The sequence below is a fragment of the Embleya sp. NPDC059213 genome, assembly GCF_042754445.1.
In the GTDB taxonomy this organism is placed as follows: domain Bacteria; phylum Actinomycetota; class Actinomycetes; order Streptomycetales; family Streptomycetaceae; genus Embleya.
On sequence record NZ_JBHZAV010000041.1, the window covers coordinates 1 to 25,198 of the forward strand.

Sequence of the window (25,198 nt, forward strand, 5' to 3'; positions counted from 1 at the left end):
GGCGGTCTTGGCATGGGTGAGCCGGGTTTTTGGCCTCATGCGCCGGCCGGGCTGGGTTCGCCTCAAACGCCGGCGAGGCTGCTTGGCCTCAAGCGCCGGCGGGGCTGAGTGGCCTCATGCGCCGGCCGGGCTGATTGGGCCCGGCCGGCGTTTGGCGTTGGGTTGGGTGTGGTTTGGCTCAGGCGTTGGGTGGGGTGGGGGTTTGGTGGCGGCGGACTGTGTAGGCGGTGCCTTGGGGGTGGGGGGTGGCGCGGATGAAGTCGTGGCCGGTCATTTCGCACCAGGCGGGGATGTCGAGGGCTGAGGCCTCGTCGTCGGAGAGGACGGTGACCAGGGTGCCGTCCTCGACGTCGAGGATGCGTTTGGCCAACTCGATCACCGGGATCGGGCAGCGGCGGCCGAGGGCGTTGACGATCACGCCTTCGGCCGCGGCTTCGGGGGCTGCCGGCGTGGGGGTGTGGGCGACTGTCGCGCGGAGGTCGGCGATCAGGGGTGGGAGGAGGGCCAGGAAGCGGTCCACCTCGGCCTCGGCCGTGCCGCGCGGCAGCGATACGCGGATGTTGCCGTGGGACAACACCCCCATCGCCTCCAGGACATGGCTGGGGGTCAGCGTCGATGACGTGCACGAAGAGCCCGAGGAGACCGCGAAGCCGGCCTTGTCCAACTCGGTCAGCAGGGCCTCGCCGTCGACGTACAGGCAGGAGAAGGTGACGATGTGCGGGAGTCGGTCGACCGGATCGCCGACCACCTCGACATCGGGCACCGTCTCGCGAACGCGGGTGCGGATGCGGTCGATCAGGCCGGACAGTCGGCGGTCCTCCTCGGCCGACTCGGTGCTCACCGCACCCAGCGCGACCGCCGCCGCGACGATGGCCGGCACGTTCTCGAAGCCGGGTACCCGGCGCGCCTCGCGTTCGTCGTAGGGCAGCGACGACGAGAAGCGGGTGCCCTTGCGCACCACGAGCAGACCGACCCCCGCCGGACCGCCCCACTTGTGCGCGCTCGCGGTCAGCACCGACCAGCCGTCCGGCACCGACAGCCGGCCCACCGACTGCGCGGCGTCCACCAGCAGCGGCACGCCCGCCGCCTGACACGCCGTCACCACCTCGGCGATCGGCTGCACCGTACCCACCTCGTGGTTGGCGCTTTGCACGCACGCGAGCGCGGTGTCCGAACGAAGGGCCGAGCCGAACGCCGACACGTCGAGGCGGCCCGTACGGTCCACCCCCGTCCGGGTGATTTCCGCGACCGAGCCACGCTGCTCCGAACGAGCCGCGTGGGCGTCCGCGGTGTGCAATACGCAGGAGTGTTCGACCGCGCCGAGGACCAGGTGCGTGCCCACCCGACGACGGCCCGCGAGCACGCCGAGCATGCCCAACTGGACCGCCTGTGTCCCGGATGTGGTGAATGACACTTCATCAGATCGAGTGCCCAGTACGGATGCCACCGTCTCCCGTGCGGCGTCGAGGAGCATTCGGGCTCGTCGGCCGTCGTAATACCCGCGCGCGGGATCGGCCCAGCCCTCGTCGAGAGTGCTCAGGAAGGCCGCTTTCGCGGCCGGGTGCAGCGGTTCGGTGGAGGCCGCGTCGAAATACGCCATGCGTCGGACCGTAGCCAATACCCGAATCCCGGACACGTTCGGGCCGTTCGCCCGAACGGACGCACCGGCACATCTACCCGGTCCGCCACACCAGACCTCCGCGCGCGACCCGAATAGGGCTGGAGTAGGGTTTGGCCCGCAGAAACATCCATACCTGTCCGCGCAACGGGTCGCCAGGGAAGAAAAGTTCCCCACCTCGACTCGCGCGCGGGCGAGACATTCGGGAAGGCGCTACGTGAGTCCCTACGGCTCCGACCGCTCGCCGCGGCGCTGGATGCGGCGCAGGGTGCCGCAGCTGCTGGCTCTGGGCCTCGTCATTGCGACCGCCACCGGCTGCTCCGTCGATTCCAAGGACCTGCCGAGACTCGGCCTGCCCAACCCTGTCACCGAGCAGGGTCCGCGAGTCCTGTCGCTCTGGCAGGGCGCCTGGATTGCAGCGCTGATCGTCGGGGCCGTGGTGTGGGGGCTCATCCTGTGGAGCGTCGCGTTCCACCGCCGGTCGCGCACCAAGATCGAGATCCCGCCGCAGACGCGCTACAACCTCCCCATCGAGGTTTTGTACACGGTCATCCCCGGCATCATGATCGCGGTCTTCTTCTACTTCACCGCGCGTGACGAGACCAAGCTCGAAGAACTCTCCAAGAATCCCGACAACGTGATCAACGTGGTCGGTGTGCAGTGGAGCTGGTCCTTCAACTACAAGGGCGACCCGGCCGACGGCACGGTCGACGTCTACGAGCAGGGCACGCCCGGCAAGCCGCCGACGCTCTACCTGCCCGTGAAGGAGTCCGTCCGGTTCGATCTGACCTCGCCGGACGTCATCCACTCGTTCTGGGTCCCGAACTTCCTTTACAAGAAGGACATCATCCCGGGCCGAACGAACAAGTTCGAGGTCGTCCCGACGAAGAAGGGCACGTACGGCGGCAAGTGCGCCGAACTGTGCGGTGTGGACCACTCGCGCATGCTCTTCAACGTGAAGATCGTGGACAAGGCCGAATACGTCCAGCACCTGAAGGAGCTGGCCGCGAAGGGCCAGACCGGCGAGCTGCGCAGCAAGATCAACGAGCCGGCCCCCGTTGAAGCGCACGGGAAGAAGTGACGAGTGACAATCCTCAGTGAGCCACAGACCGTGGCCCCGGACGGACCTCCGCCGGTCCGCCGCAAGGAGCCCGGGAACATCGTCATCAAGTGGATGACGACCACGGACCACAAGACGATCGGGTCGATGTACCTGATCACCTCGTTCGTCTTCTTCTGCATCGGTGGTGTGCTCGCGCTGCTCATGCGCGCGGAGCTGGCCCGCCCCGGTACGCAGTTCATGTCGAACGAGCAGTTCAACCAGTCGTTCACGATGCACGGCACGATCATGCTGCTGATGTTCGCGACGCCGCTGTTCGCCGGCTTCACGAACTGGATCATGCCGCTGCAGATCGGCGCGCCCGACGTCGCGTTCCCGCGCCTGAACATGTTCGCCTACTGGCTCTACCTGTTCGGCTCGATCATCGCGGTGGCCGGCTTCATCACCCCGCAGGGTGCCGCCGACTTCGGCTGGTTCGCGTACGCGCCACTGTCCGACGCGGTCCGCTCGCCGGGCATCGGCGGTGACATGTGGATCATGGGTCTGGCGATGTCGGGCTTCGGCACCATCCTCGGTGCCGTCAACTTCATCACCACGATCATCTGCATGCGCGCGCCCGGTCTGACCATGTTCCGGATGTCGATCTTCTGCTGGAACGTGCTGCTGACCTCGGTCCTGGTCCTGATGGCGTTCCCGGTCCTGGCCGCCGCGCTGTTCGCGCTGGAGGCCGACCGCAAGTTCGGCACCCACATCTTCGATCCGGCCAACGGCGGACCGATCCTGTGGCAGCACCTCTTCTGGTTCTTCGGCCATCCCGAGGTGTACATCATCGCGTTGCCGTTCTTCGGCATCGTGTCGGAGATCATCCCGGTCTTCGCGCGCAAGCCGATGTTCGGTTACAAGAGCCTGATCGCCGCGACCATCTCGATCGCGGGCCTGTCGGTCACCGTGTGGGCACACCACATGTTCCCGACCGGCGCGGTCATGTTGCCGTTCTTCTCCTTCATGACGTTCCTGATCGCCGTACCCACCGGCGTCAAGTTCTTCAACTGGATCGGCACCATGTGGCGCGGCTCGTTGTCCTTCGAGACACCGATGTTGTGGACCGTCGGCTTCCTGGTGACCTTCGCGTTCGGTGGTCTCACCGGCGTCATCCTGGCCTCGCCGCCGCTGGACTTCCACGTCTCCGACACCTACTTCGTGGTGGCGCACTTCCACTACGTGGTGTTCGGCACCGTGGTGTTCGCGATGTTCGCGGGCTTCCACTTCTGGTGGCCCAAGTTCACCGGCAAGATGCTCGACGAGCGGCTCGGCAAGATCACCTTCTGGACGCTGTTCATCGGCTTCCACACCACGTTCCTGGTGCAGCACTGGCTGGGTGCCGAGGGCATGGCCCGTCGGTACGCGGACTACCTGGACTCGGAAGGCTTCACCACGCTGAACACGATCTCGACCCTGGGCTCGTTCCTGCTGGGTCTGTCGATCCTGCCGTTCTTCTACAACATCTGGAAGACGCACAAGTACGGCAAGAAGATCACCGTGGACGACCCGTGGGGCTACGGTCGTTCGCTGGAGTGGGCGACCTCCTGCCCGCCGCCGCGGCACAACTTCACGAGCATTCCGCGGATCCGTTCCGAGGCTCCCGCGTTCGACCTCCACCACCCGGAGATCGCCGCGCTGGAGTACCTCACCGACGAGCGTTCCGAGGCGTTGCCCGAGCCGCCGAAGGGAGCCGAGAAGTGAAGTTCAACGGTGTCCTGTTCGCCGTCCTGGCCGTGTTCCTGCTGCCGGTGACGATCGTCTACTGGGTGCTCTCCGAGGACCCGACCGGTACCACCGCGCTGTCGCTGACCTTCGGTCTGTCGCTGATGATCGGGTTCTACCTGATCTTCACCGCGCGCCGGATGGACCTGCTCGCGCAGGACAACGAAGAGGGCGAGATCGCCGACGACGCCGGCGAGCTGGGCTTCTTCGCCCCGCACAGCTGGCAGCCGCTGATGCTGGCGGTCGGTTCGGCGCTGCTGTTCCTGGGCGTCATCTTCGGCTGGTGGCTCGCGATGTTCGCCGCGCCGATCGTCGCGATCGGCGTCTGGGGCTGGGTCTTCGAGTTCTACCGGGGGGCGGACCAGCGCTACTAGCGCTACCGATTCGCAACCTTCGCAATACGGTTTCGCCACAAGGCCGATCACCCGAATGGGTGATCGGCCTTGTGTGGTATCTACAGAGGACTTCCTTGAAGATCCCCCGAATGTCACCGGTGTGTGACTGTTCGCCGGTCGTAGCAACCCCGACCGGGGGTCGAAGCGTCAAATGGACGCAAGGGAGTTCCAGGACGAGGGAGGAACACGCGTGCCCCGGATACACGGAGCATCGCGCACGGGGGTAGCGGGCGGCGGAATACGCCTCTTCGCGGGACTCATGGTGGCGCCGCTCATATTCATCGCAGGTTGCTCGTCCGACGGCGGCAAGACCGGTTCGGGTGGGACCGGAGGCAACTCCGGTGGTTCGGGCACCGGTCCGAACAAGAAGGCGGCGGCTCCCGCCACCATCGCGATCACACCCGCCGACGGCACCAAGAGCGTGGAGACGGACGGCGCCCTCAAGGTCGACGCGACCGGCGGCAAGCTGACCTCGGTCGTGGTCACCGACGCCAAGGGCAAGACCGTGGAGGGGCAGCTCAGCCCCGACGGCATCGGCTGGAAGCCGGCCGCACCCCTGGCCAACGGCGGTGCCTACACGGTGGCGGCCAAGGCCGCGAACGCCGACGGCGCCGAGGTCACCGCGCAGAGCAAGTTCAACACCAAGGCCGCCGACGACACGTTCGTGGCCGACTTCAACATCGAGCCGGACAGCACGTGGGGCGTCGGCGCGATCATCTCGCTGAAGTTCAACGAGCCGATCAAGGACAAGGCCGCGATCGAGCGCAACCTCAAGGTGGTCGCGGAGCCGGCGGTGCAGGGTTCGTGGTCCTGGCTCAAGGACCTCGACGGCAACGACCGGATCGACTACCGCCCGGAGAAGTACTGGGCGAGCGGCACCAAGGTGAACCTCAAGGCGAACCTGACCGGCGCGAAGGCGGCGCCGGGTCTGTACGGCAAGCAGACCAAGGACATCAAGTTCACCATCGGGCGCTCGCTCGTGGCCACCGCGGACCTCAAGTCCAAGCACATGGTGGTCAGCAAGGACGGGTCCCGGATCGAGGACCTGCCGATCTCGGCCGGCGGGCCGAACTACCCGACCTGGGGCGGCACGATGGTCGTGCTGGACAAGGTCGACGGCATCACGATGGACTCCGAGACGGTCGGTCTGGGCTCCGCGTACAACATGAAGAACGTCCGGCACGCGGTGCACCTGACCGCGTCCGGCACCTACGCCCACGGCGCGCCGTGGAACGATGGCAAGTTCGGTCGGCAAAACGACAGCCACGGCTGCATCGGGCTGGGCGCCTCGAACGCCAAGACGTTCTTCGATCTGGTCACCCAGGGTGACCCGGTCGAGGTGATCAACAGCACCGACAAGACCGTCAAGGCCGGCAACGGGCTCGGCGGCTGGAGCGTCGACTGGGCGACCTGGGTCAAGGGCAGCGCGCTGGGCGGCGGGACGGCGGGCACCCCGGCCGGCTGAGCGCCGGCACGCACGAGGTTCCCGCACGAGGTTTCACACGGTAGGGCGAACCGCCCGATCGCGCGATCCGACCGATGGTCGGCATGGCGCGATCGGGCGGTTTGTACGTTCGGATGAATGAAGCAGGGCGTTCCCGGCCACTCTCGATGCAACAACTCCGCGTAGCCCGCGCCCCACCGGCACGGGCGGATCGCGTTCGTTGAGCACGGCTGGAGGTCGAGAGTGAATCGGAACGGGAGTGTTCGCCTCCGCTGGATCGGCTGGGCGCTCACCTCGGCGCTGCCACTCGTGTTCGTCACCGGATGCGGCACGTGGCAGAAGCAGCGCGGCACCGAGATCGACCGGCCCGCCAAGAGCGTGGCCCGGCTCACGGTGGACGTGCGCACCGATCGACCCGCGCAGCCGGGCCGGCCGGTGACCGTCGGTGCGAGCGGCGGCCGGCTGTACGCGGTGAGCCTGACCGGCCCGGACGGAAAGCCGGTGCCCGGCGGCAACGCGGCCGGCGACGCGACGTGGACCAACTCGGTACCGCTGGCGTACAACACCACCTACACGCTGACCGCGGCGGCGGTCGACGCGTTCGGGTTGACCGCGACCCGCACCGAGACCTTCACCACGCTGGCGCCGGAGGCCGAGCGGGGGGTGGCCTCGATGTTGCCGGAGGCCGACACCACGGTGGGGATCGGCATGCCGATCACCGTCACGCTGCAAAAGCCGGTCACCGACCCCGCGCAGCGCGCCGAGGTGGAGAAGCGGCTCCTGGTGTCCGCCTCGACGCCGGTCGAGGGCGCCTGGGGCTGGGTGGACGACACGACCGTGCGTTATCGGCCCAGGGAGTACTGGCCGGTGGGCACCAGGGTCTCGGTGGCCACCAGCCTGCTCGGGGTCGACTTCGGCAACGGCGTCTACGGCGGCCCGGGCGCGTCGTTCGGCTTCGAGGTGGGCGACGCCGTGGTGGCGACCGTGGACTCCGCGGCGCACACGATGACGGTCAAGCGCAACGGAACCGACCTCAAGACGGTGCCGGTGACCACCGGCAAGCCCGGCTTCACCACCCGCTCGGGCACCAAGGTGGTGCTCGGCAAGGCCCCGCACGTGTTGATGGACGGCACCACGGTGGGCATCTCGGCGGACAGCAGCGACGGTTACCGGCTGGACGTCTCGTGGGCCACCCGGGTGACCTGGAGCGGCGAGTTCCTGCACGCCGCGCCGTGGTCGGTGAGCGCGCAGGGCAGTGAGAACGTGAGCCACGGCTGCGTGGGGATGAGCGACGAGAACGCCAAGTGGTTCTACGACCAGGTCAAGGTCGGCGACGTGGTCACCGTGGTGAACACCGGCGATGCCAAGGCGATGGAGCCGATCGGCAACGGCTACGGCGAATGGAACCTGGACTGGGCGCAGTGGCTGACCCACAGCACGGTCGGCGCGGCCATCACGCGTGGACTGTGAGCGCATCGACGACACCGCCGCGCGAAGAACGATCCGCGAAGTCCCGTGCGGCCGTCTGCGGGGCGTAACGCGAAGGGCCCCACCGGAGAGATCCGGTGGGGCCCTTCGTCGTTCCTGCGCGTCCTACGGGTCGTGCCGATGTGGCGTCAGCAGCCCGGCCCCGGTCGCGTCAGTGGTGACCGTGTCCGCTGGTCAGTTCCTTGTACTCCTCGGCCGTCGGCTTCTCGATCGGCTCGGCGAAGTACCAGTGCGACATCCTCGAACGCAGCTTCTGCGAACGCTTGACCTTGCGGGCCACCCCGTTCTCGTCCTCGGCGGCCTCCAGCTCGTACGGCTTGGGCTGCTCGTGGGCGGTGAGGGTGTGCCGCACCGCGGCGTCCAGCGGTTCGTGGATCTCGATGAACTCGCCGTGCGGGAGCTTCTTGATCACACCGGTCTCGCGACCGTGCAGGACCTTGTCCCGGTCGCGGCGCTGCAGACCCTTGCAGATCCGCACCGTGGCCAGGTAGGCCAGCACGGGCGCGACGAAGAACGCGACGCGGCCGATCCAGGTGATCGTGTTGATCGACATGTGGAAGTGGGTGGCGATGATGTCGTTGCCACCACAGACCCACAGCACGCCGTAGCAGACGATCCAGGCGACGCCCAGGCCGGTGCGTACCGGCATGTTGCGCGGGCGGTCCAGCAGATGGTGCTCACGCTTGTCGCCGGTGATCCAGCCTTCGATCCACGGGTACATCGCCAGGAAGGTGAACAGCACGCCGGGCAGGACCAGGGACGGGATCAGCACGTTGAAGCTGAGCGTGTGTCCCCAGATGTTCCATTCCCAGTTCGGCATGATGCGCAGGGAACCCTCGAGGAACCCGATGTACCAGTCCGGTTGGGAACCCGCCGTGATCTGCCCCGGGTTGTATGGACCGTAGGCCCAGATCGGGTTGATCTGCACCATGCCGCCCAGGAAGGCGGTGATGCCGAACACGATGAAGAAGAAGCCACCGGCCTTGGCCGCGTAGACCGGCAGCAGCGGCAGGCCGACCACGTTCTTCTCGGTCTTGCCCGGGCCGGGGAACTGGGTGTGCTTCTGGTAGAAGACCAGGATCAGGTGCACGGTCACCAGACCGACCATGATCGCCGGGATCAGCAGCACGTGGATGGTGAACAGGCGGGGCACGATGTCCTCGCCCGGGAACTCCCCGCCGAACAGGAAGAACTGCACGTACGTGCCGACCAGCGGGATGGCCAGGACCACACCCTCGGCGATGCGCAGACCGGTACCCGAAAGCAGGTCGTCCGGGAGCGAGTAGCCGGTGAAGCCGTTGACCATGGCCAGGATCAGCAGCAGGAAGCCGAACAGCCAGTTTATTTCGCGCGGCTTCCGGAACGCTCCGGTGAAGAAGATCCGGAACATGTGCACGAACAGCGACGACACGAAGATCAGCGCCGCCCAGTGGTGGATCTGACGCATCGCCAGACCACCGCGGATGTCGAAGCTGATGTCCAGCGTCGACGCGTACGCCTGGGACATGTGAATGCCCTGGAGCGGCACGTAGGAGCCGTCGTAGACGACCTCCTGCATGCTCGGCTTGAAGAACAGGGTCAGGAAGACACCGGTCAGCAGCAGCACGATGAAGCTGTACAGCGCCACTTCACCGAGCATGAAGGACCAGTGGTCCGGAAAGACCTTGCGCAGGTTCTTCTTCGCCGCGCCGTAGATGCCCAGCCGGCTGTCCAGCGCGTCGGCCGCGCGAACGGCCGCGTTGTCCGGGATCGGGGTGCTCTTGTTCGCCCCGCCCTTGGGTTGTTCGCTCGACATCAGCCACGCTCCCAGAAGCTCGCGCCGACCGGTTCGGCGAAGTCCTGCGACGCGGCGAGGTTACCCGCCTCGTTCACATGGATCTTCAACTGCGGCAGCGAGCGCGCGGCCGGGCCGAACACGACCTTGCCGTCGTCCGCCAGGTCGAAGGTGGACTGGTGGCACGGGCAGAGCAGGTGGTGCGTCTGCTGCTCGTACAGGCCGATCGGGCAACCCACGTGGGTGCAGATCTTCGAGTACGCCACGATGCCCTCGTAGCCCCAGTCCAGTTCCTTCTTGGACTTGATGTCCTCCGGCTCCAGCCGGACGACCAGGACCGCGGACATGCCCGCCTTCTCCAGCCAGCCGTGCGAGAGCTCTTCCTTTTGGCCGGCCGGGCCGTACTTCTCGACCAGCCCGTCGGGCAGCACCATGGTCAGCGAGCCCTTGACGATGTCGTTCGGCTTGATCGGCAGGCCGGTCGCCTCGTTGATCAGCTCCACGCCCGGCTTCCAGTCGGTGTGCCGCAGCTTGGTGCCGGGCAGCGGGCCGAGGTCGCGCAGCAGCACGACGCCGGACAACGGCACCAGGGCCATCGCGCCGATCATCGTGCGCCGAATCAGCGGACGGCGACCGATCACCGAGTCCGCGGCACCCTGGCTGAACTCGCGGATCGCGTATTCGCGGGTCTCCGGGTCCGAGGTGAACTCGTGCCGCTCCTGGACGATCTCCTCGTCCGTCATCAACGTGCGCGCCCAGTGGATCGCGCCGGCGCCGATGCAGAACAGCGCGAGGCCGAGGAAGCCGCCGAGCGCGAGGTTCTGGGCACCGATCTTCCCGAAGAAGAAGATGTCGATGATGCGGTACTTGTCGATGCCGACGTACGCCCAGATGAAACCGATCGTGGACAACATCGAGATCACGAAGAGGAACGCGACCTGACGCTCGGCGCGGTTGGCGGCCTTCTCGTCGATGTCGGTGACACGCGGCTCGTGGGCCGGCAGGCCGGGGTCGGCGAACGGGTCGCCTTCCGCCGGAACATGTGCCGAGGCGTGTACCTCGGGCAGGTGCTCTTCAGGCACTTCAGACTTGTCCTGGCTACTCATTTGGTCCTGGCCTTGGGGGTCCGAGCGGCGATCCAGATCGCGCATCCGATGAGCAGACCGAGCGCGATGACCCACCCGAACAGACCTTCGGAGACCGGGCCGAGGCGGCCGAGACCCAGGCCGCCGGGGTTCGGCTCCTTCTTGGTCGTCTCGTGGACGTACGTGACGATGTCCTTCTTCTGCTGCTCGGGCATCGTGCTGTCCGGGAACGAAGGCATGTTCTGCGGGCCGGAGAGCATGGCCTCGTAGATGTGCTTCGGGTCCACGTCCTTCAGCGGCGGAGCGAACTTGCCCTCGGTCAGGGCACCGCCCTCACCGGAGAAGTTGTGGCACTGCGAGCAGTTCGTGCGGAACAACTCGGCGCCGTTGACGACGTCGCCGTCGGGCGCGTACATGTTCGCCGTCGGGATCTTGGGTCCGACGCCGAGCGAGGCCACATACGCGGAAAGCTGCGCGATCTGCGTTTCGGTGTAGACCTCGGGCTTGCGCGGCGCCTGCGCGCCGGGCTGCTGAAGCGGCATCCGGCCGGTCGACACCTGGAAGTCGACGGCGGCCGCGCCGACGCCGACCAGGGAGGGGCCGTCGGAGGAGCCCTGGGCGTCGAGCCCATGGCAGGTCGAACATCCACTCAGGTAGAGCTTCTTGCCCGCCTCGACCGCGATGGAGGCGGAGTCGTCCGCCTCCGCCTTCTTGGCAGGCGCGAACGCGGCGTACAGCCCCCCAGTAGCCGCGAGCGCGAAGATGAGTACGACGATCGCCGCCAAGGGGTGGCGTCGCCGCGCGGAGAGCTTTTTCACGGAAAACCCCGGTCCAATGTCGTCTGCGTAGTGAGTGTCGGGACGTCTACCTGATGACGTAGATCGTGAAGAACAGACCGATCCAGACCACGTCGACGAAGTGCCAGTAGTACGAGACGACGATTGCGGCCGTGGCCTGCTCGTGTGTGAACCGTCGGGCCGCGTAGGTGCGTCCGAGGATCAGCAGGAAGGCGATCAGACCGCCTGTCACGTGCATGCCGTGGAAGCCGGTGGTCAGGTAGAAGACCGAACCGTAAGCCGACGACGAGAGAGTCGTGCCCTCCTTGACCAGCTCCGTGTACTCCATCACCTGGCCGCCGACGAAGACGGCGCCCATCACGAAGGTGATGACGAACCACATTCTGAGCTTCTTGACGTCACCGCGTTCGGCCGCGAAGACGCCGAGCTGGCAGGTGAGCGAGGACAGCACGAGGATCGTCGTGTTGCCCGTCGAGAACGGGATGTTCAGCTCACTGGCGTGCTCACGCCAAGCGTCCGCACCGGTGACGGAGCGGATCGTGAAATACATCGCGAACAAGGCCGCGAAGAACATCAGCTCGGACGCCAACCAGACGATCGTGCCGATGCTGACCAAGTTGGGACGGTTGAGCGTCCCGTGTGTCCCGTGTGAGGGGGGCCCGGTTTCTAGTGAAGTTGCTGTCGCCACGGCGGCCATTATTGCGGTCGCCGGATCTGCCCACACTTCGGGGGGTAACCCTTGTAGAACGTGTCGGGGTTAGGCTCTGGTTCCGTGAGTGGCTCTGCAGGCGATGCCGGGATGTTCCTGGCACACGCGACCCCTGGGAACGTACCGCCGGAACTGACCCCCATTCGGCTCCTGACCGGGTGGGTGTTCGAACCGATCCCGATTCTGGTCGCGATGCTGTTCGGCGGCCTCTATCTGTACGGCGTGCACAAGCTCAGAGCCCGTGGGGACTCGTGGTCGCGGTGGCGCAGCTTCTCCTTCCTGGGGTTGGGGCTGGGCACGTTCCTGCTCGCGACCGAGTCGGCGCTGGCCGCCTACGACACCGTGCTGCTCAGCGTGCACATGGTCCAGCACATGGTGCTGGCGATGATCACGCCGATCTTCCTGGCGCTCGGCGCACCGATCACCCTCGCCCTGCGGACGTTGCCCGCCAAGTGGCGCAATCGACTCAACGCCCTGCTGCACAGCCGATACGCGAAGGTGGTCACCTTCCCGGCCTTCGCCGGATTCATCTTCGTGCTCAACCCGTTCGCCCTGTACTTCACGCCCTGGTACGAGCTGACGTTGCGGAACACGTTCATGCACGACATGAATCACGTGCATTTCGTGATCATCGGCTGCATGTGGTTCTGGCCACTGCTGGGACTGGATCCGATGCCGCGCGCGAGCTATCCGATGCGGTTGCTCGCGGTGTTCGCGACGTTGCCGTTCCACGCGTGGCTGGGTATCGCGATCATGAGTTCGTCCAACGTCCTGGCCGGTGACTGGTACAACGACCTCGGTCGGGACTGGGGCGCGAGTCCGCTTTCGGACCAGGGCACGGCGGGCGGAATCCTGTGGGGCAGCGGCGACATCATCGGACTGCTGGTCTTCCTGGTGTTGTTCGTGCAGTGGGCTCGGGCGTCGGAGCGCGAGGCGGTCCGCGAGGATCGTCGGCTGGATCGGCTCGAACTGATCGAGGCGGGTCGCAAGGCGCGCGAGGAGCGGTTGGCACGCGAGGCGGCGGAGGCCGGCGAGGGTGCCGAACCGGGCCTGGAAGCGGCCGGAAAATCCGTGCCGAAGAGCACTCTTCCGGGTGACTCTGCCCGAACGGGGGAGGCCGACTCGGCCGTCCGGGTCGCCCGAGGGTCCGAACCGCGGTCGGCCGACGCGGCCCAGTAGCGTCGCGGCATGATCCTCGAACGTTTCCTGCGCCGTCGTCGACCGGAGCCCGCCCCCGTGCTCGTGGACGACGGCACGCTCACCGTCGTCGGTTCGTGCTTCGATCCGGCTCGGGCCGATTCGGCGGTGGTCGCGGAGCTGCGGGCGGCCGGAGTGCCGGTGGATACCGGGGTGTTCGTGATGCGGCACGTGCTCACGCTGCCGGACCTGGCGGCGGCGGACGAGGCGGCCCGGATCCTGACGCCGGACGGCTGGGCGGTGGTGGCGCCGACACCGGACGAGCTTCCGCTGCGGGTGCTGATCTCCCGACAGCAGGTGCTCACCGGCCTGGAGCCGGCCCGGGAGCGGACCCGGATGGCGGGCCTGGCCCAGCGGTTGGGCGGGGACGCGCAGGGCTACGAGGTGCTCGCGCGCGGGTGAGTCGCGGGCGCGGCCGGCGCGGCGGGTGTGGGCGAGCCGGGACGAGGGCGTGACGAGGCACACATTTTCCCGCCGGAAAGCGCTAACATCCTGGTCGGTCCGAGTGTTGCCCCCGTAGCCGAACAAGCGTTGAAGATGCGCAGCCCCGAAGATTCGCAGCCCAGACACAGGCAGGTGGACATGACGCGCGGCGAGACCATGACCGTCCTCGTGTACAGCGACGACCGCAACACCCGTCGGAAGGTCACCCTCGCGCTCGGGCGCAGGCCCGCCGTCGACGTGCCGTTCGTGGAATACCTGGAATGCGCCACCGAGCCCGCCGTGATCGAGGCGATGGACAAGGGCGGCATCGATCTGGTGATCCTGGACGGGGAGACCGCCCCGGCCGGTGGCATGGGTGTGTGCCGTCAGCTCAAGGACGAGATCTACAACTGCCCGCCGGTGTTGACCCTGGTCGGTCGCCCGCAGGACGCGTGGCTGGCCACGTGGTGCCGCGCGGACGCGGTGGTCGCCCACCCGCTGGACCCGCGCACGCTCGCGGACGCCGCCGCCGACCTGATCCGCGGTCGGATCGCGGGACGTCAGCCGGCCTGACCGCATCCCGGATAACCGCCCGGCCGGGCCCGGCCCGGTGGGTACGCTGTCGCGGACTTATCCGATGACACAGCGGGAGCGGACCATGGGCGCCTCGACCTCTACGAACAAGAGCGGCGGCAACCCGGCGGCCCGTTCCTGGCGGGACCTCCTGGCGGCGCTCATGCGTGGCGACGACCTGCCCGCCGACGCGACCGCGTGGGCGATGGACCACATCATGACCGGCGAGGCGACCCCGGTGCAGGTGGCCGGGTTCGTGATCGCGCTGCGGGCCAAGGGCGAGACGGTGGACGAGGTCTCCGGCCTGGTACAGGCGATGTACGCGCACGCGTCGACCATCGAGGTGCCCGGCCGGACCGTCGACATCGTCGGTACCGGCGGCGACCTGGCCCGGACCGTGAACATCTCGACGATGTCCGCGATCGTGGTGGCGGGTACGGGCGAGACGGTGGTCAAGCACGGCAACCGGGCGGCGTCCTCGTCGAGCGGGGCCGCCGACGTGCTCGAAGCGCTCGGGGTGGTGCTGGACCTGACTCCGGATCAGGTGGCGCGCACGGCCGAGGAGGCGGGCATCACGCTGTGCTTCGCGCAGCGCTTCCACCCGTCGCTGCGGCACGCGGCGCAGGCGCGGCGCGAGTTGGGGGTGCCGACCACGTTCAACTTCCTCGGGCCGTTGACCAATCCGGCCCGGGTGCGGTTCCACGCGATCGGGGTCGCGGATCTGCGGATGGCGCCGATCGTGGCCGGGGTGCTGGCCGATCGCGGTGCGACCGCGCTGGTGTTCCGCGGCGACGACGGGCTGGACGAGTTGACCGTCACCACCACGTCGCAGGTGTGGATCGTGCGGGACGGCGACGTGCGCGAGGACCGGGTGGATCCGCGCGACCTGGGGATCGCGCTGAACGGGATCGAGACGTTGCGCGGCGGTGACGCGGCGTTCAACGCGGAGGTCGCTCGCAGGCTGTTCGCGGGGGAGAAGGGTGCCGTGCGGGACGCGGTGTTGTTGAACTCGGCGGCGGCGCTGGCCGCGTTGGGTACGGGCGAGGGGTCGCTGACCCAGCAGTTGGCGGCCGGGATCGATCGGGCCGCCGAGGCGATCGACTCGGGGGCCGCGCAGGCCGCGCTCGAGCGGTGGGTGGCCACGACGCGTTCGTTCGCACAGGGGTAGCGGGCTCGGCGGTCGGGTGGGTCGTGCGCGGCCCGCCCGGCCGGCGTCCAGGATGTGGGAACGATGGGGCCGTCGTTGCGCGCGACGTTGCATCCGGTAATAATTCTGCGCAGGTCACGAGTGACAGTGGAAAGCCCCGGCTTGCTGTCCGGCAACCCTCGCTCCGCGGTGGGGTGCCCCGGGTGATGACACGGTCAGGCGTCGTAAGGCGTCCTGGCAAGCGCGGACCCTCGCATGACGGCAGTCGATGCTCCATGTGACCCGGGTCCTGTACCTGGGGAGCATGTGATGGCGTGAAATCTCTTTCTCGAAACGGGCGAATCGCCCTATTCCGTACGCGCTGAGTTCTCGCGCGTCATTCCCGGGTCGTCATCGGCCCGGTCCCGAGATCACTTTTCATCAGCGGATCAACCGGCTCCGTTCAATGTCGATCAATCGACATGCGCCGGGGTGTTCCGTGCCTGCCGAGGAGTTTCGCCATGTCTGTCGACACCACTTCCGCCGCCGCCCTCGACTGTGACGTCGCCATCGCCGCTCCGCTGCCCGTGGTCGGTCGGGATGTTCTCGTTCCGCTGGTGACCGGTGGCGAGGTCGAGTACGCCGCGCTCGACTACGGGGCGAGCGCGCCGTGTCTGCAGCGGGTGTGGGACGACGTGTCCGCCTACCTGCCGTATTACGGAAGCGTGCATCGGGGCGCGGGCTACCTGTCCCAGTTGTCCACCGATCTGTACGAGCAGAGTCGGGCCACGGTCGCGAGCTTTCTGGGGTTGCGGGCCGACGACACGCTGTTGTTCACCCGCGGCACGACCGACTCGCTGAACCTGCTCGCCTCGGTACTGCCGCGGGGCACCCGGGTGTTCGTCTTCGAGACCGAGCACCACGCGGCGCTGCTGCCTTGGCGCCGGCACGCGGGGGTGACCCAACTGGCCGCGCCCGGATCGCCGGCGCAGGCGGTCGCGACGTTGGAGGCGGCACTCGCCGGGTCCGGCGACGGGCCTCGGCTGGTGTGCGTGACCGGTGCCTCGAACGTGACCGGCGAGATCTTCCCGGTCGCCGAGCTGGCCGAGGTCGCGCATCGGCACGGGGCGCGGATCGTGCTGGACGCCGCGCAACTGGCGCCGCATCACCCGGTGTCGGTGGCCGACCTGGACGTGGACTGGATCGCGCTGTCGGCGCACAAGTTGTACGCGCCGTTCGGCTCGGGCGTATTGGCGGGTCGGGGCGACTGGTTGGACGCGGCCGAGCCGTACCTGGCCGGTGGCGGGGCGAGCAAGGCGGTCAGCCGGGACCACGTGGAGTGGCAGAGCGGGTCGGCTCGGCACGAGGCGGGATCGCCCAACGTGATCGGCGCCTACGCGTTGGCTTCCGCGTGTCGGGCGATCACCGAGGCGGGGCCGGCGGCGCTGGTCGCTCGCGAGGAGGCGCTGTCGGCACGGCTGCGGGCGGGGTTGGCGGCGATTCCGGCGGTGCGGGCGCTGGAGCTGTTCGGGCCCGAGTCGGCACGGGTGGGCGTGTTGTCGTTCGTGGTCGAGGGATGGAACAGCTCGCGGTTCGCGGCGGTGTTGTCGGCGGAGTACGGGATCGGGGTGCGGGACGGGTTGTTCTGCGCTCATCCGCTGGTGCGGCACCTGTTGGGCGGGCGGGCCGATCAGCCGACCGAGTGTGGGTCCCCGGACGCGCCCGAGGGAGAGCAGAACCTCAACGCGATCCGGGTGAGTTTCGGGCTCGGGACGCCGGTGGAGCATCTGGACCGCTTTGTGGCCGCGGTGCGCGAGCTTGTGGAGCGGGGGGCGTTGTGGAGCTACACGGTTGATGGCGGGCGGTGTGTTCCGGACGCGGACCCGCGCACACGGCAGTTGCCGGCGGCGTAGGTTCTCGGCCTTGCCGGCCGGGGGTCTTCAAGTGCCTAACGGGCCGGGCGGCGGCCCCGCCGGGGGTGTCCTCGAACGCCGTCCGGGCCGGTTCGGTCGGCCCGGGCGGGGCTTGTCGCGGTGGCGGGCGGCCCCGGGCGCTTGTGGGGCGCCCGGGGGCGGAGCTATTCGAGGCCGATGGCGAAGGCGGCTTCGAGGTCGTGGTGGGAGTAGGTGCGGAAGGCGATGTGGGTGGTGGTGGCTTCCACGCCGGGGACCTTGTTCAGGCGGCCGGGGATGACGTCGGCCAGGTCGTCGTGGGCGCGGACGCGCACCATGGCGATCAGGTCGAACTCGCCGGTCACCGAGTAGACCTCGCTCACGCCCTCGATCGCGGCGATCGCCTCCGCGATTTCCGGGGTCTGGTCCACACGCGTCTTGACCTGCACGATCGCGGTGATCACGGGGTAGTCCTCCGGCTCTCGACGACAAGATGCCCGAGCTTAGTCGGCGCGCGACCCACGCGGGCAGCCACCACGGGCGGAAGAACCGCCCGATCGACACGCCCGGAGGGTCACCCGATCGGAGTGGTTTGCCCCGGCCACGCCCTGGGCGCCGGCGGTCGACCCAGGTCGAGCAGGTCGGCCAACTCGTGCCGCCCGCTCTCGTGCATCCGGCCGATGAACGCCCGCAGCACGTGCGCCGTCGCCCGGGCGTCGGCCAACGCGCGATGGGTCGGGTCGGTGGGGGCCTCGAAGTAGCGCGCGAGGGTGCCCAGGCGCATGTTCGGCACCGTGCCCGGCGGCAGCAGCGCGCGGGCCAGCGCGAGCGTGTCCACCACCCGCAGATCGGGCCACGGCCGACCGCACGCCAGGCTCGCCGCACGCAGAAAGCCCACGTCGAAGGGGGCGTTGTGGGCGACCAGCACGGCGTCCTCGGCGAAGTGGGTGAACGCCGGCAACACCAGGTGCAGCGGCGGCGCGTCGGCCACCAGGTCGTCGGATATCCCGGTCAGGTCGGTGATGAACTCCGGGATCGGCACGCCGGGCGCGACCAACGTCGCGAACTCGCCCAACCGATCCGTCCCGCGCACCCGGACCGCGGCGATCTCGGTGATCCGGGCCTCCTGCGGATCCAGGCCGGTCGTCTCCAGATCCACGACCGTGAACACCTGTCGTTCCACCTCGTCACGAATCGCTCGGGATCCGTGCATGGTTCGCAACTCGTGGCCCGGGGCGATACTGTCCGGCGGGCGGGAACGCCGCGGCGGGTCGGCCGCCGGCAAGCCCTGACCCGCCGAACCTCGTGACCGGCAATCCCGGTGCGCGGTGCTGCTCATGTACCGGACGGTACGTTTCCGGCCCGACACGGCCGCGCCCAGGTGCCTCTCGCCGCCCGGCATCATGGGTGTACGCGGACCGCTCGCGATCGGAAAAGCTCGCGACCGAACAGGACTCGCGGACCAAACAGGAAAGGAACACGCATGTCGATCCAGGCCCCCACCGAGGACACCCGGTGGCGTTGCTCGCTCTGCGGCAACCTGACCCGGTTCGACGTGACGCGGACCACCAAGGCGGTCGAGTTCACCCACCTCGACCTCGCGGGCGTCGCCCGGGTCGAGGAACGCGAGATCGTTTCCGACGAGATCGAGTCGGTGCGCTGCCGCTGGTGCAACGCGACCGACTCCGTCGAGCTGGTGGCGCGCCCCGACGCGAGCTGAGCGCCGAGACCGTGCGGCGACAATGGGACTGTGCATCGTTTCGGCATCGGGGCGGCCCGGCGCGGCCGTCCCCGGTCCGGAACGCGCCATGATCAAGGCGTCGGCGTCCCGGCAACGGTGACGCGGGGAGGGGCCTCAAGGGAACGGGAAGGACCGGAGGAGCAGTGAGCGGACCGGATACCCGCGCGGACGAGGTCACGCCTGCGCACGCCGCCGAGGCCGCCGAGGCGGTGCCGGCAGCCGAGCCCGACCTCGACCCGCAGGCCCGGACCGAGGCGGGGACCGACCTGTCCGGCGTCCCCGCCGAGCCCGAGGGGCCCGTCGACCACGCGGTCGACCCGGAGCCGGACGGCCGCACCGATCCCGGGGCGCACGCGCACCCGGCCGGACCGGGAGGCGCCGACTCCCCGCCGGCCCGGGCGCCACGCGCGGAGCCGCCGCCTGCGGACTCCCGCCCCGCCGACTCGCAGCCCGCCGAGCCCGAGGCGCTGTCCGGGCCGTTGCCCGAGGCGGTTCGGGTCCGGGTGATCTCGGTGGCCGCGGACGCGCTCGGCACGATGACCGCGGACGAGGTGCCCGGCCCGCTGCGCCGGTTCGCCCGCTTCACCCACCAGCGCCGGGCCAAGTTCGCCGCGACCCCGCTGGCCGCCGCGCTGGAGAACGACCCGGTGTTCCGGCAGCGCATAGCGGAGCGCTTCCGCAAGGGCCTGCCGGAGATCTCCGAGGCGCTGGAGGCCGGCAAGGTGCCCGCCGCGGCCGACCCGCTCGACGTGGCCGCCGCCGCGTACCTGCTGCGCCCGCGCGGCTGGGTCCGGTTGATCGAGACCGCCGGCGACGCGGCGAAGGAGGCCGCCGCCGACCGCGCCGAGGCCGAGGCCGCCGAGACGTTGTCCCGCCTGGAGCGCGAGGTCGGCGTACTGCGCGCGGCCTCCAAGACCGAGCACGAACGGCTGCGCGCGGAGCTGGAGACGGCCCGCAAGGAGGCCGACCACCTGCGCCGCCAGGTGCGCGGCCTGCAGGGCAGTGCCAAGCACGAGGAGAAGGAGGCCCGCCGGGCCCGCTCCGAGTTGGACGCGGTGCGGGTCGAGGCGCAGACCGCGATCGCCGCCGCGGAGAAGGAGGCCCGCCGACTGCGCGGTCGGGTCGCCGAGGTCGAATCGGCGCTGGAGGCCAGCCGCCGGGCCGCCCGCGAGGGCCGCAGCATGGAGGACACCCGGGTCCGGCTGCTCCTGGACACCGTTTTGGAGGCCGCGCAGGGCCTGCGCCGCGAACTCGCGCTGCCGCCGGTGGGCATTCGGCCCGCCGACCTGGTGGACGCGGTGGTGCCGGGGGCGTCCGGGATAAAGGACATCGCCCAGCGCGCGTTGGAGGGCGACGACCCGGCTCTGCTCGACCAACTGCTCGCGCTGCCGCAGGCGCACCTGGTGATCGACGGCTACAACGTGACCAAGACCGGCTACCCCACGCTCGCGCTGAACAAGCAGCGCGACCGGCTGGTCGGCGGGCTCACCGGGCTCGCCGCGCAGACCGGCTGCGAGGTGACCTGCGTGTTCGACGGCGCACAACTGGACGCGCCGGTGCTGCTGGCGCCCGCGCGCGGGGTGCGGGTGATGTTCAGCAAGCCGGGCGAGACGGCCGACGAGCTGATCCGCAGGCTGGTCCGGGCCGAGCCGCCGGGCCGTCCGGTCGTGGTGGTCTCCACCGACCGCGAGGTGGCCGAGGGCGTGCGCAAGGCGGGCGCCCGACCGGTGCCCTCGACGATGTTGCTGCGCAGGCTCACCCGAGGCTGACTCCGGCCGCCGTTCGCACCGCGTGTCGGTGCCGCTCCCTACCGTTGACCGGGAAAGTCGACGAAAGGGGAGAAGCCACATGCGCATCGCCTGTCGTACGCACCGAGGCCGCGGCCGCGCCGGCTGCGTGATACCGGCCTCGATCGGGCCGGCGTTGATCAGCGCTCGATCGATGGATTCCGACGTATCGCCCGAATTATCGGGTGTCTCTCCGTTTGCCGACTCCGGCGAGCGCGCCGCTCACCCGGACCACACCGAACTGGACGAGGAAACGCTGACGGCGCTGCGTCTGTTCGCGGCCGAGGGCATGCTCGCGGCGGTCGGCGCCCAACTGCGCGAGCCGATCGGCGGGGCCGTCCGACCCGGGTGACCCGCGCCGACCCGGTCGGCGACCTCGTTCGGGGCCGCCCGGTCCGGTTCGGCCGGCCGTTCGTGCCGCCCACGTTACGATCGACCACGTGGATGACCCGAATCGGGCCGCGCGCCGGATCCGCAGCCTGCTGCCCGTCCTGGTCGTGCTGTGCGCGCTCGCCCAACTCGGCGCCGTCCTCGGAGTCACCCGGTTCGTCTCGGACACGGTGACCGACGCGCCGTCACGACCGCACGCCGGCGCCTTCGACGGTCCCGGCCGGCCCGCGGCGGACGGCGGCGAACAACACGCCAACGCGCGTCGGACCGCGGTCGGCGCACTCCTGGACCGGCGCGCGGCCGCGTTCCTCTCCCGCGACCGCGAGGCGTTCACCGCCGGCCTGGACCCGCAGGACGCCGCGTTCCGCCAGACCCAGATCGGCGTCTTCGACAACATCGCCGAGGTGCCGTTCGCCGGGTGGGAGTACGAGATCGTCACCCCCGACGTGTTCGAACTCCCCGCCGCGCGCAAGAGCGCCCTCGGCGCGCCCGCCTTCACCGCACAGGTCGACCTGCTCTACCGGATCACCGGGCACGATGTGACCCCGGTACGGGTGCCGCAGTACCTGACCTTCGTGTTGCGCGCCGGCACCTGGTACCTCGCGGCCGACACCGACGGCACCGCGGCCGGGATGCGCACCCCCACCCAGGTGTGGGACCTGGGGCCGGTCACCGTCGTCCAGGGCACGCACAGCACGGTGCTCGGCATCGGCACCCGGGACGAGCTGCGCGCGTACGCGGACACCGCGGACAAGGCGGTACCCCAGGTCAGCGCGGTCTGGGGGGAGTCCTGGCCCGGGCGTACGGTCGTCGTGGTGCCCGGCACCCAGGCGCAGATGGCGCGGCTGCTCGGCGCCGAACCGAGCAAATATCTCAAGATCGCGGCGGTGACCACGGGTGAACGCGGCGCGGCCGCGGACGCCGCCGCCGCCGACCGGGTGATCGTCAATCCGGACGCCTTTCGCGAACTGGGCGACCTGGAGCGTCGGGTGGTGATGGCGCACGAGATCACCCACGTGGCGAGTCGGGCGTTCACCCGGGCCTGGACGCCGACCTGGCTGTCCGAGGGCTTCGCGGACTACGTCGGCTATCTCGAATCGGCGCAGACGATGCGTACGGCCGCCCCCGAACTGCGTCGGGACGTGAAGGCGGGCAAGGTGCCCACGCAGTTGCCGGCCGACCCGAGTTTCGAGACCACGCAGGACGACCTGCCCCAGGCGTACGAGATGGGCTGGTTGGCGTGCAAACTGATCGCCGAGCGGTGGGGACAGGTCAAGCTGGTCGAGTTGTACCGTACGGTCGGCGCCGAACGGCCGCCCGGCGTCAACGCGCCCGACCCGGCCTCGGCGCTCGCGTCGGCGATGGTGTCCGTGCTGGGCACCAACCCCGACGCCTTCACCAAGACCTGGCTCGACTACCTGCGGACGCAGGCCGGATGACGGGGGTACGGCGGGCATGTCGGTCCAGAGGTTGTTGCTGATCTGCCTGGTGTGCACGGGCCTGGTGCTGCTGGTGGCGGTCGTGGTGACCACGCCGTGGCGCCCGTTGGCGGAGCCGCCCGGCGGCTTCACCCACCCGGACGCGGCCCGGGACTTCACCACCGCCGAGATCGCCCGGGGCCGCTCGTTGGCCCGGGCCGCCCGGCCGCCCGCGTACCTGTCCATGGCGCTGTCGCTGGTGGTCTCGCTCGTGCTCGGGCTCACCCCCCTCGGTGCGCGGGTGATCGAGGCGGTGGCCCGGCCCGTGGGCGGGGGGTGGGCGTGGCGGATCCTGCTCGGCGGCCTGGTGCTGGCCCTGATCGGCCGGCTGGCGACGCTGCCGTTCGCGGCCCGGCTGGAGGTGGTCCGGCGACGGTACGGGTTGTCCGTGCAGTCGTGGGGGAGCTGGTGGCTGGACCTGGCCAAGGGCTTCGCGTTGTCCACCGGGCTGCTCCTGCTGGTCGCGCTCGGCCTGTACGCGCTGATCCGGGCGCTGCCCCGGGCCGGCTGGCTGCTCGCGGCGGGCGCGGGCGCGCTGCTCGTGGTGGCGATCTCGTTCCTGTATCCGCTGCTGGTCGAACCGGCGTTCAACAAGTTCCACTCGATGCCGCCGGGGCCGCTGCGCACGTCGCTGATGCAACTGGCCGAGCGGGACGGGGTGCCGGTCCGGGACGTCCTGGTCGCGGACGCGTCCCGGCGGACCACCGCGCTCAACGCGTACGTGTCCGGGTTCGGCTCGACCCGGCGGATCGTGGTCTACGACACGACCGTGCGGGACGCGGATCCGCGCGAGGTGGAGCTGATCGCCGCACACGAGCTGGGGCACGCCAAGCGCAACGACGTGCTGCACGGGACGCTGATCGGCGCGGCGGCGCTCGCGGCGGGCGTGTGCGCGCTGGGGCTGCTGATGACGTGCGCGCCGCTGCTGCGTCGGGCGGGCGCGGACGGTCCGGGCGACCCGCGTTCGTTGGCCCTGCTGCTCGCGGTCGTGGCGGTGATCGGCACGGTGGCCGGGCCCGGCGAGATGTTGATCAGTCGGCGGCTGGAGGCGCGCGCCGACGTGCACGCGCTCGACCTGACCCGCGACCCGGACGCCTTCATCCGGATGCAGCACAGCCTGGCCGTGGCCAACCGCTCCAACGTCACGCCGAACCCGATCCTGCAGTTCCTGTTCGGCTCACACCCCTCCGCCCCCGAGCGCATCGCGCTCGCGCGCGACTGGGAGCGGTTGCACGGGAAGGGGTGAGCCGGGCGGGACGGGCGAACCGGCTACGTGCTCGGGCGCATCCAGACCGCCGGGTCCGGCACGAAGCGCACCCGCAGCACGCCGTCGCGCAGACCCGCGCCCTCGATCACGCAGCGGCGCAGGGCCGACGGGAGCTTGAACAGGCGGCGGTTCGGGCCGACCGTGATCACCAGTTCGTCGCCGCGGCGCAGCAGGTCCAGATCGTCGCGATCGGTGCCCGGCAGCGGAAGCAGCAACGTCAGCCGCTCGCCGTCGCGTTCGATCAGGTGCTCGTCGTCGGTCCGGCCGCCCGGCCCGACCGGTGCGAAGTGCGCCGCCACGTCCGCGAGTTCGGCTGCGCCCAGCGGCTCGGCGGCCAGGGTCGGGATCTGTGCCAGCGGCACCCGCGGGAACAGCGCGCACAGCGCGTCCACCGTCTCGCGCGCCACCTCGGCCCGGGAACGCACCACCGGATCGGGCGAGTCGGCGGCGCCCACCCCGTTCACGATCACGTCCTCGATCCGGTGGCCGAACAGCGCCAGCGCCGACGCGGCCCGCCGCGCCGCGGCCAGGGCGACCGTCCCGGGCCGGACCACCACCCGGACCGTCGTCGTGGGCGCGGACACCAGCGTCCGCAACACCTCCAGCTCGATGTTCACCCGTCGAGCCGTGTCGTAGACCCAGTCCTCGGGCATCGGCACCCCCGCGACCGCGGCCAGCACGGGCCGCAGGGCCCGGGCCGCCTGACGCTCGACCGGCAACAACCGGTCCAGGTAACGGGCCAGTCCCTCCGGCAACGCCAGCGCCGGCACCGCTCGTTCGACGGCGGGCAGGTCGACCACGATCAACTCGTAGCGCCGCGCGTTCACCGCCCGCGCGAGCACCCGCAGCGCCAGCACATCGCCGGCGCCGGGCAACACGGTGATCTCCTCGGGATCCAGCGGATCCACCCCGACCACCGCGAGCGCTTGGCTCAACCGATCCTGGACCAGGAGGAACTCGCGCTGGAACTCGGCCCGCGCGGCGACCCGCTGCACGGTCAGATTCGGCAGCGCGTCGAACGGGTCCGCGCCCACCGGCACATCGAGCACCGCGTCCAGGTCGCGGGTGCCGTCGGCCGCGAGCAGCAGCGTGCGTCGCCCGGCCCGCGCCGAGGCCACCGCCGTCGCCGCCGCCACGGTGGTGCGTCCGGCCCCGGGGAGGCCGGTGACCAGCAGGACCCGCGTCACCGC

General features: G+C 69.7%; 23 protein-coding genes and 1 riboswitch. Of the genes, 15 read left to right on the plus strand and 8 right to left on the minus strand.

Translation table 11 applies throughout. The features are described 5' to 3' along the window. Nucleotides 1–178 precede the first annotated feature (178 nt). Entirely contained in the window at nt 179–1,600 is a 1,422-nt protein-coding gene (locus tag ACFXMF_RS17510) for a cysteine desulfurase/sulfurtransferase TusA family protein (RefSeq protein WP_379991918.1), read from the minus strand. A 235-nt stretch (nt 1,601–1,835) separates the two neighbouring features. Here ACFXMF_RS17510 and coxB point away from each other — a divergent pair, with 235 nt between their 5' ends. The 5 genes from coxB (at nt 1,836) to ACFXMF_RS17535 (ending at nt 7,751) form a co-directional block, all read left to right on the plus strand. Next, a complete protein-coding gene (coxB, locus tag ACFXMF_RS17515) occupies nt 1,836–2,699 on the plus strand; it encodes a cytochrome c oxidase subunit II (RefSeq protein ID WP_360304925.1) in 864 nt (287 codons plus the stop codon). A gap of 3 nt (nt 2,700–2,702) precedes the next feature. After that, nucleotides 2,703–4,421: a cytochrome c oxidase subunit I gene (ctaD, locus tag ACFXMF_RS17520; RefSeq protein ID WP_360304927.1), complete on the plus strand. Its 1,719-nt coding sequence runs from the start codon at nt 2,703–2,705 to the stop codon at nt 4,419–4,421. Beyond that, a complete protein-coding gene (locus tag ACFXMF_RS17525; RefSeq protein ID WP_360304929.1) occupies nt 4,418–4,816 on the plus strand; it encodes a cytochrome c oxidase subunit 4 in 399 nt (132 codons plus the stop codon). Before ctaD ends, ACFXMF_RS17525 begins: the two co-directional genes overlap by 4 nt. Before the next feature lie 283 nt (nt 4,817–5,099). Further along, the gene (locus ACFXMF_RS17530) at nt 5,100–6,302 is read left to right on the plus strand and encodes an Ig-like domain-containing protein (protein ID WP_380018235.1); all 1,203 of its coding nucleotides are present in this window, start codon (nt 5,100–5,102) and stop codon (nt 6,300–6,302) included. 222 nt (nt 6,303–6,524) lie between these two features. Further along, the gene (locus ACFXMF_RS17535) at nt 6,525–7,751 is read left to right on the plus strand and encodes an Ig-like domain-containing protein (RefSeq protein WP_360304933.1); all 1,227 of its coding nucleotides are present in this window, start codon (nt 6,525–6,527) and stop codon (nt 7,749–7,751) included. Between the two features lie 169 nt (nt 7,752–7,920). Here ACFXMF_RS17535 and ACFXMF_RS17540 read toward each other — a convergent pair whose 3' ends face one another. Genes ACFXMF_RS17540 through ACFXMF_RS17555 form a run of 4 tightly spaced genes read right to left on the minus strand, consistent with a single transcriptional unit; the run spans nt 7,921 to nt 12,122 of the window. Next, entirely contained in the window at nt 7,921–9,564 is a 1,644-nt protein-coding gene (locus ACFXMF_RS17540) for a cytochrome bc complex cytochrome b subunit (protein ID WP_360304935.1), read from the minus strand. Then, on the minus strand, nt 9,564–10,649 hold the full coding sequence (locus ACFXMF_RS17545; RefSeq protein WP_360304937.1) for a Rieske 2Fe-2S domain-containing protein: 1,086 nt from the start codon (nt 10,647–10,649) through the stop codon (nt 9,564–9,566). Before ACFXMF_RS17545 ends, ACFXMF_RS17540 begins: the two co-directional genes overlap by 1 nt. After that, nucleotides 10,646–11,446, minus strand: a complete 801-nt coding sequence (locus tag ACFXMF_RS17550) for a cytochrome c (RefSeq protein WP_360304939.1) — start codon at nt 11,444–11,446, stop codon at nt 10,646–10,648. The genes ACFXMF_RS17545 and ACFXMF_RS17550 overlap by 4 nt, the downstream gene beginning before the upstream one ends. 46 nt (nt 11,447–11,492) lie before the next feature. After that, nucleotides 11,493–12,122, minus strand: coding sequence for a heme-copper oxidase subunit III (locus tag ACFXMF_RS17555; RefSeq protein ID WP_360304941.1), 630 nt, complete (start codon nt 12,120–12,122; stop codon nt 11,493–11,495). 75 nt (nt 12,123–12,197) lie between these two features. Between ACFXMF_RS17555 and ACFXMF_RS17560 the strand changes: the two genes are divergently transcribed. The 5 genes from ACFXMF_RS17560 to ACFXMF_RS17580 all read left to right on the plus strand — a co-directional run bounded on the left by ACFXMF_RS17560 (nt 12,198) and on the right by ACFXMF_RS17580 (nt 17,366). Then, nucleotides 12,198–13,313, plus strand: a complete 1,116-nt coding sequence (locus ACFXMF_RS17560; RefSeq protein WP_360304942.1) for a cytochrome c oxidase assembly protein — start codon at nt 12,198–12,200, stop codon at nt 13,311–13,313. A 9-nt stretch (nt 13,314–13,322) separates the two neighbouring features. After that, nucleotides 13,323–13,733 carry a hypothetical protein gene (locus ACFXMF_RS17565; protein WP_360304944.1) on the plus strand — a complete coding sequence of 137 codons (411 nt, stop codon included), beginning with the start codon at nt 13,323–13,325 and terminating at the stop codon, nt 13,731–13,733. A 180-nt stretch (nt 13,734–13,913) separates the two neighbouring features. Beyond that, nucleotides 13,914–14,327: a response regulator transcription factor gene (locus ACFXMF_RS17570; RefSeq protein ID WP_020552994.1), complete on the plus strand. Its 414-nt coding sequence runs from the start codon at nt 13,914–13,916 to the stop codon at nt 14,325–14,327. 64 nt (nt 14,328–14,391) lie between these two features. Then, nucleotides 14,392–15,495, plus strand: a complete 1,104-nt coding sequence (trpD, locus tag ACFXMF_RS17575; protein ID WP_379989563.1) for an anthranilate phosphoribosyltransferase — start codon at nt 14,392–14,394, stop codon at nt 15,493–15,495. Nucleotides 15,496–15,607: 112 nt separating this feature from the next. Continuing rightward, nucleotides 15,608–15,724: riboswitch (SAM riboswitch) on the plus strand. 250 nt (nt 15,725–15,974) lie between these two features. Then, entirely contained in the window at nt 15,975–17,366 is a 1,392-nt protein-coding gene (locus tag ACFXMF_RS17580; RefSeq protein WP_360304946.1) for an aminotransferase class V-fold PLP-dependent enzyme, read from the plus strand. A 164-nt stretch (nt 17,367–17,530) separates the two neighbouring features. On the opposite strand, the gene ACFXMF_RS17585 is transcribed toward ACFXMF_RS17580, so the two are convergent. Then, nucleotides 17,531–17,809 carry an Lrp/AsnC ligand binding domain-containing protein gene (locus ACFXMF_RS17585; RefSeq protein ID WP_360304948.1) on the minus strand — a complete coding sequence of 93 codons (279 nt, stop codon included), beginning with the start codon at nt 17,807–17,809 and terminating at the stop codon, nt 17,531–17,533. Between the two features lie 110 nt (nt 17,810–17,919). Then, entirely contained in the window at nt 17,920–18,528 is a 609-nt protein-coding gene (locus ACFXMF_RS17590) for an exonuclease domain-containing protein (RefSeq protein ID WP_379989562.1), read from the minus strand. A gap of 300 nt (nt 18,529–18,828) precedes the next feature. Here ACFXMF_RS17590 and ACFXMF_RS17595 point away from each other — a divergent pair, with 300 nt between their 5' ends. The 5 genes from ACFXMF_RS17595 to ACFXMF_RS17615 all read left to right on the plus strand — a co-directional run bounded on the left by ACFXMF_RS17595 (nt 18,829) and on the right by ACFXMF_RS17615 (nt 23,987). Continuing rightward, a complete protein-coding gene (locus ACFXMF_RS17595; RefSeq protein ID WP_020552989.1) occupies nt 18,829–19,065 on the plus strand; it encodes a hypothetical protein in 237 nt (78 codons plus the stop codon). 164 nt (nt 19,066–19,229) lie between these two features. Continuing rightward, a complete protein-coding gene (locus ACFXMF_RS17600; protein WP_360304952.1) occupies nt 19,230–20,855 on the plus strand; it encodes an NYN domain-containing protein in 1,626 nt (541 codons plus the stop codon). 172 nt (nt 20,856–21,027) lie between these two features. Beyond that, entirely contained in the window at nt 21,028–21,225 is a 198-nt protein-coding gene (locus ACFXMF_RS17605; protein ID WP_379989561.1) for a hypothetical protein, read from the plus strand. Nucleotides 21,226–21,313: 88 nt separating this feature from the next. Further along, a complete protein-coding gene (locus ACFXMF_RS17610; RefSeq protein WP_360304956.1) occupies nt 21,314–22,702 on the plus strand; it encodes a hypothetical protein in 1,389 nt (462 codons plus the stop codon). Between the two features lie 16 nt (nt 22,703–22,718). Beyond that, nucleotides 22,719–23,987 (plus strand): M48 family metallopeptidase, encoded by a 1,269-nt coding sequence (locus tag ACFXMF_RS17615; RefSeq protein ID WP_360304958.1) that lies wholly within the window; start codon nt 22,719–22,721, stop codon nt 23,985–23,987. Nucleotides 23,988–24,010: 23 nt separating this feature from the next. Here the strand turns inward: ACFXMF_RS17615 and ACFXMF_RS17620 are convergent, their stop codons facing one another. Next, on the minus strand, nt 24,011–25,195 hold the full coding sequence (locus tag ACFXMF_RS17620) for an ArsA family ATPase (protein WP_379989560.1): 1,185 nt from the start codon (nt 25,193–25,195) through the stop codon (nt 24,011–24,013). Nucleotides 25,196–25,198 lie beyond the last annotated feature (3 nt).

Excerpts from the sequence above, each read along its gene's own strand:
- ACFXMF_RS17510 (WP_379991918.1), bottom strand. The coding sequence starts at position 1,600 with ATGGCGTATTTCGACGCGGCCTCCACCGAACCGCTGCACCCGGCCGCG.
- ACFXMF_RS17540 (WP_360304935.1), bottom strand. The coding sequence starts at position 9,564 with ATGTCGAGCGAACAACCCAAGGGCGGGGCGAACAAGAGCACCCCGATC.
- ACFXMF_RS17545 (WP_360304937.1), bottom strand. The coding sequence starts at position 10,649 with ATGAGTAGCCAGGACAAGTCTGAAGTGCCTGAAGAGCACCTGCCCGAG.
- ACFXMF_RS17555 (WP_360304941.1), bottom strand. The coding sequence starts at position 12,122 with ATGGCCGCCGTGGCGACAGCAACTTCACTAGAAACCGGGCCCCCCTCA.
- ACFXMF_RS17565 (WP_360304944.1), top strand. The coding sequence starts at position 13,323 with ATGATCCTCGAACGTTTCCTGCGCCGTCGTCGACCGGAGCCCGCCCCC.
- ACFXMF_RS17570 (WP_020552994.1), top strand. The coding sequence starts at position 13,914 with ATGACGCGCGGCGAGACCATGACCGTCCTCGTGTACAGCGACGACCGC.
- trpD (WP_379989563.1), top strand. The coding sequence starts at position 14,392 with ATGACACAGCGGGAGCGGACCATGGGCGCCTCGACCTCTACGAACAAG.
- ACFXMF_RS17580 (WP_360304946.1), top strand. The coding sequence starts at position 15,975 with ATGTCTGTCGACACCACTTCCGCCGCCGCCCTCGACTGTGACGTCGCC.
- ACFXMF_RS17595 (WP_020552989.1), top strand. The coding sequence starts at position 18,829 with ATGTCGATCCAGGCCCCCACCGAGGACACCCGGTGGCGTTGCTCGCTC.
- ACFXMF_RS17605 (WP_379989561.1), top strand. The coding sequence starts at position 21,028 with ATGGATTCCGACGTATCGCCCGAATTATCGGGTGTCTCTCCGTTTGCC.
- ACFXMF_RS17615 (WP_360304958.1), top strand. The coding sequence starts at position 22,719 with ATGTCGGTCCAGAGGTTGTTGCTGATCTGCCTGGTGTGCACGGGCCTG.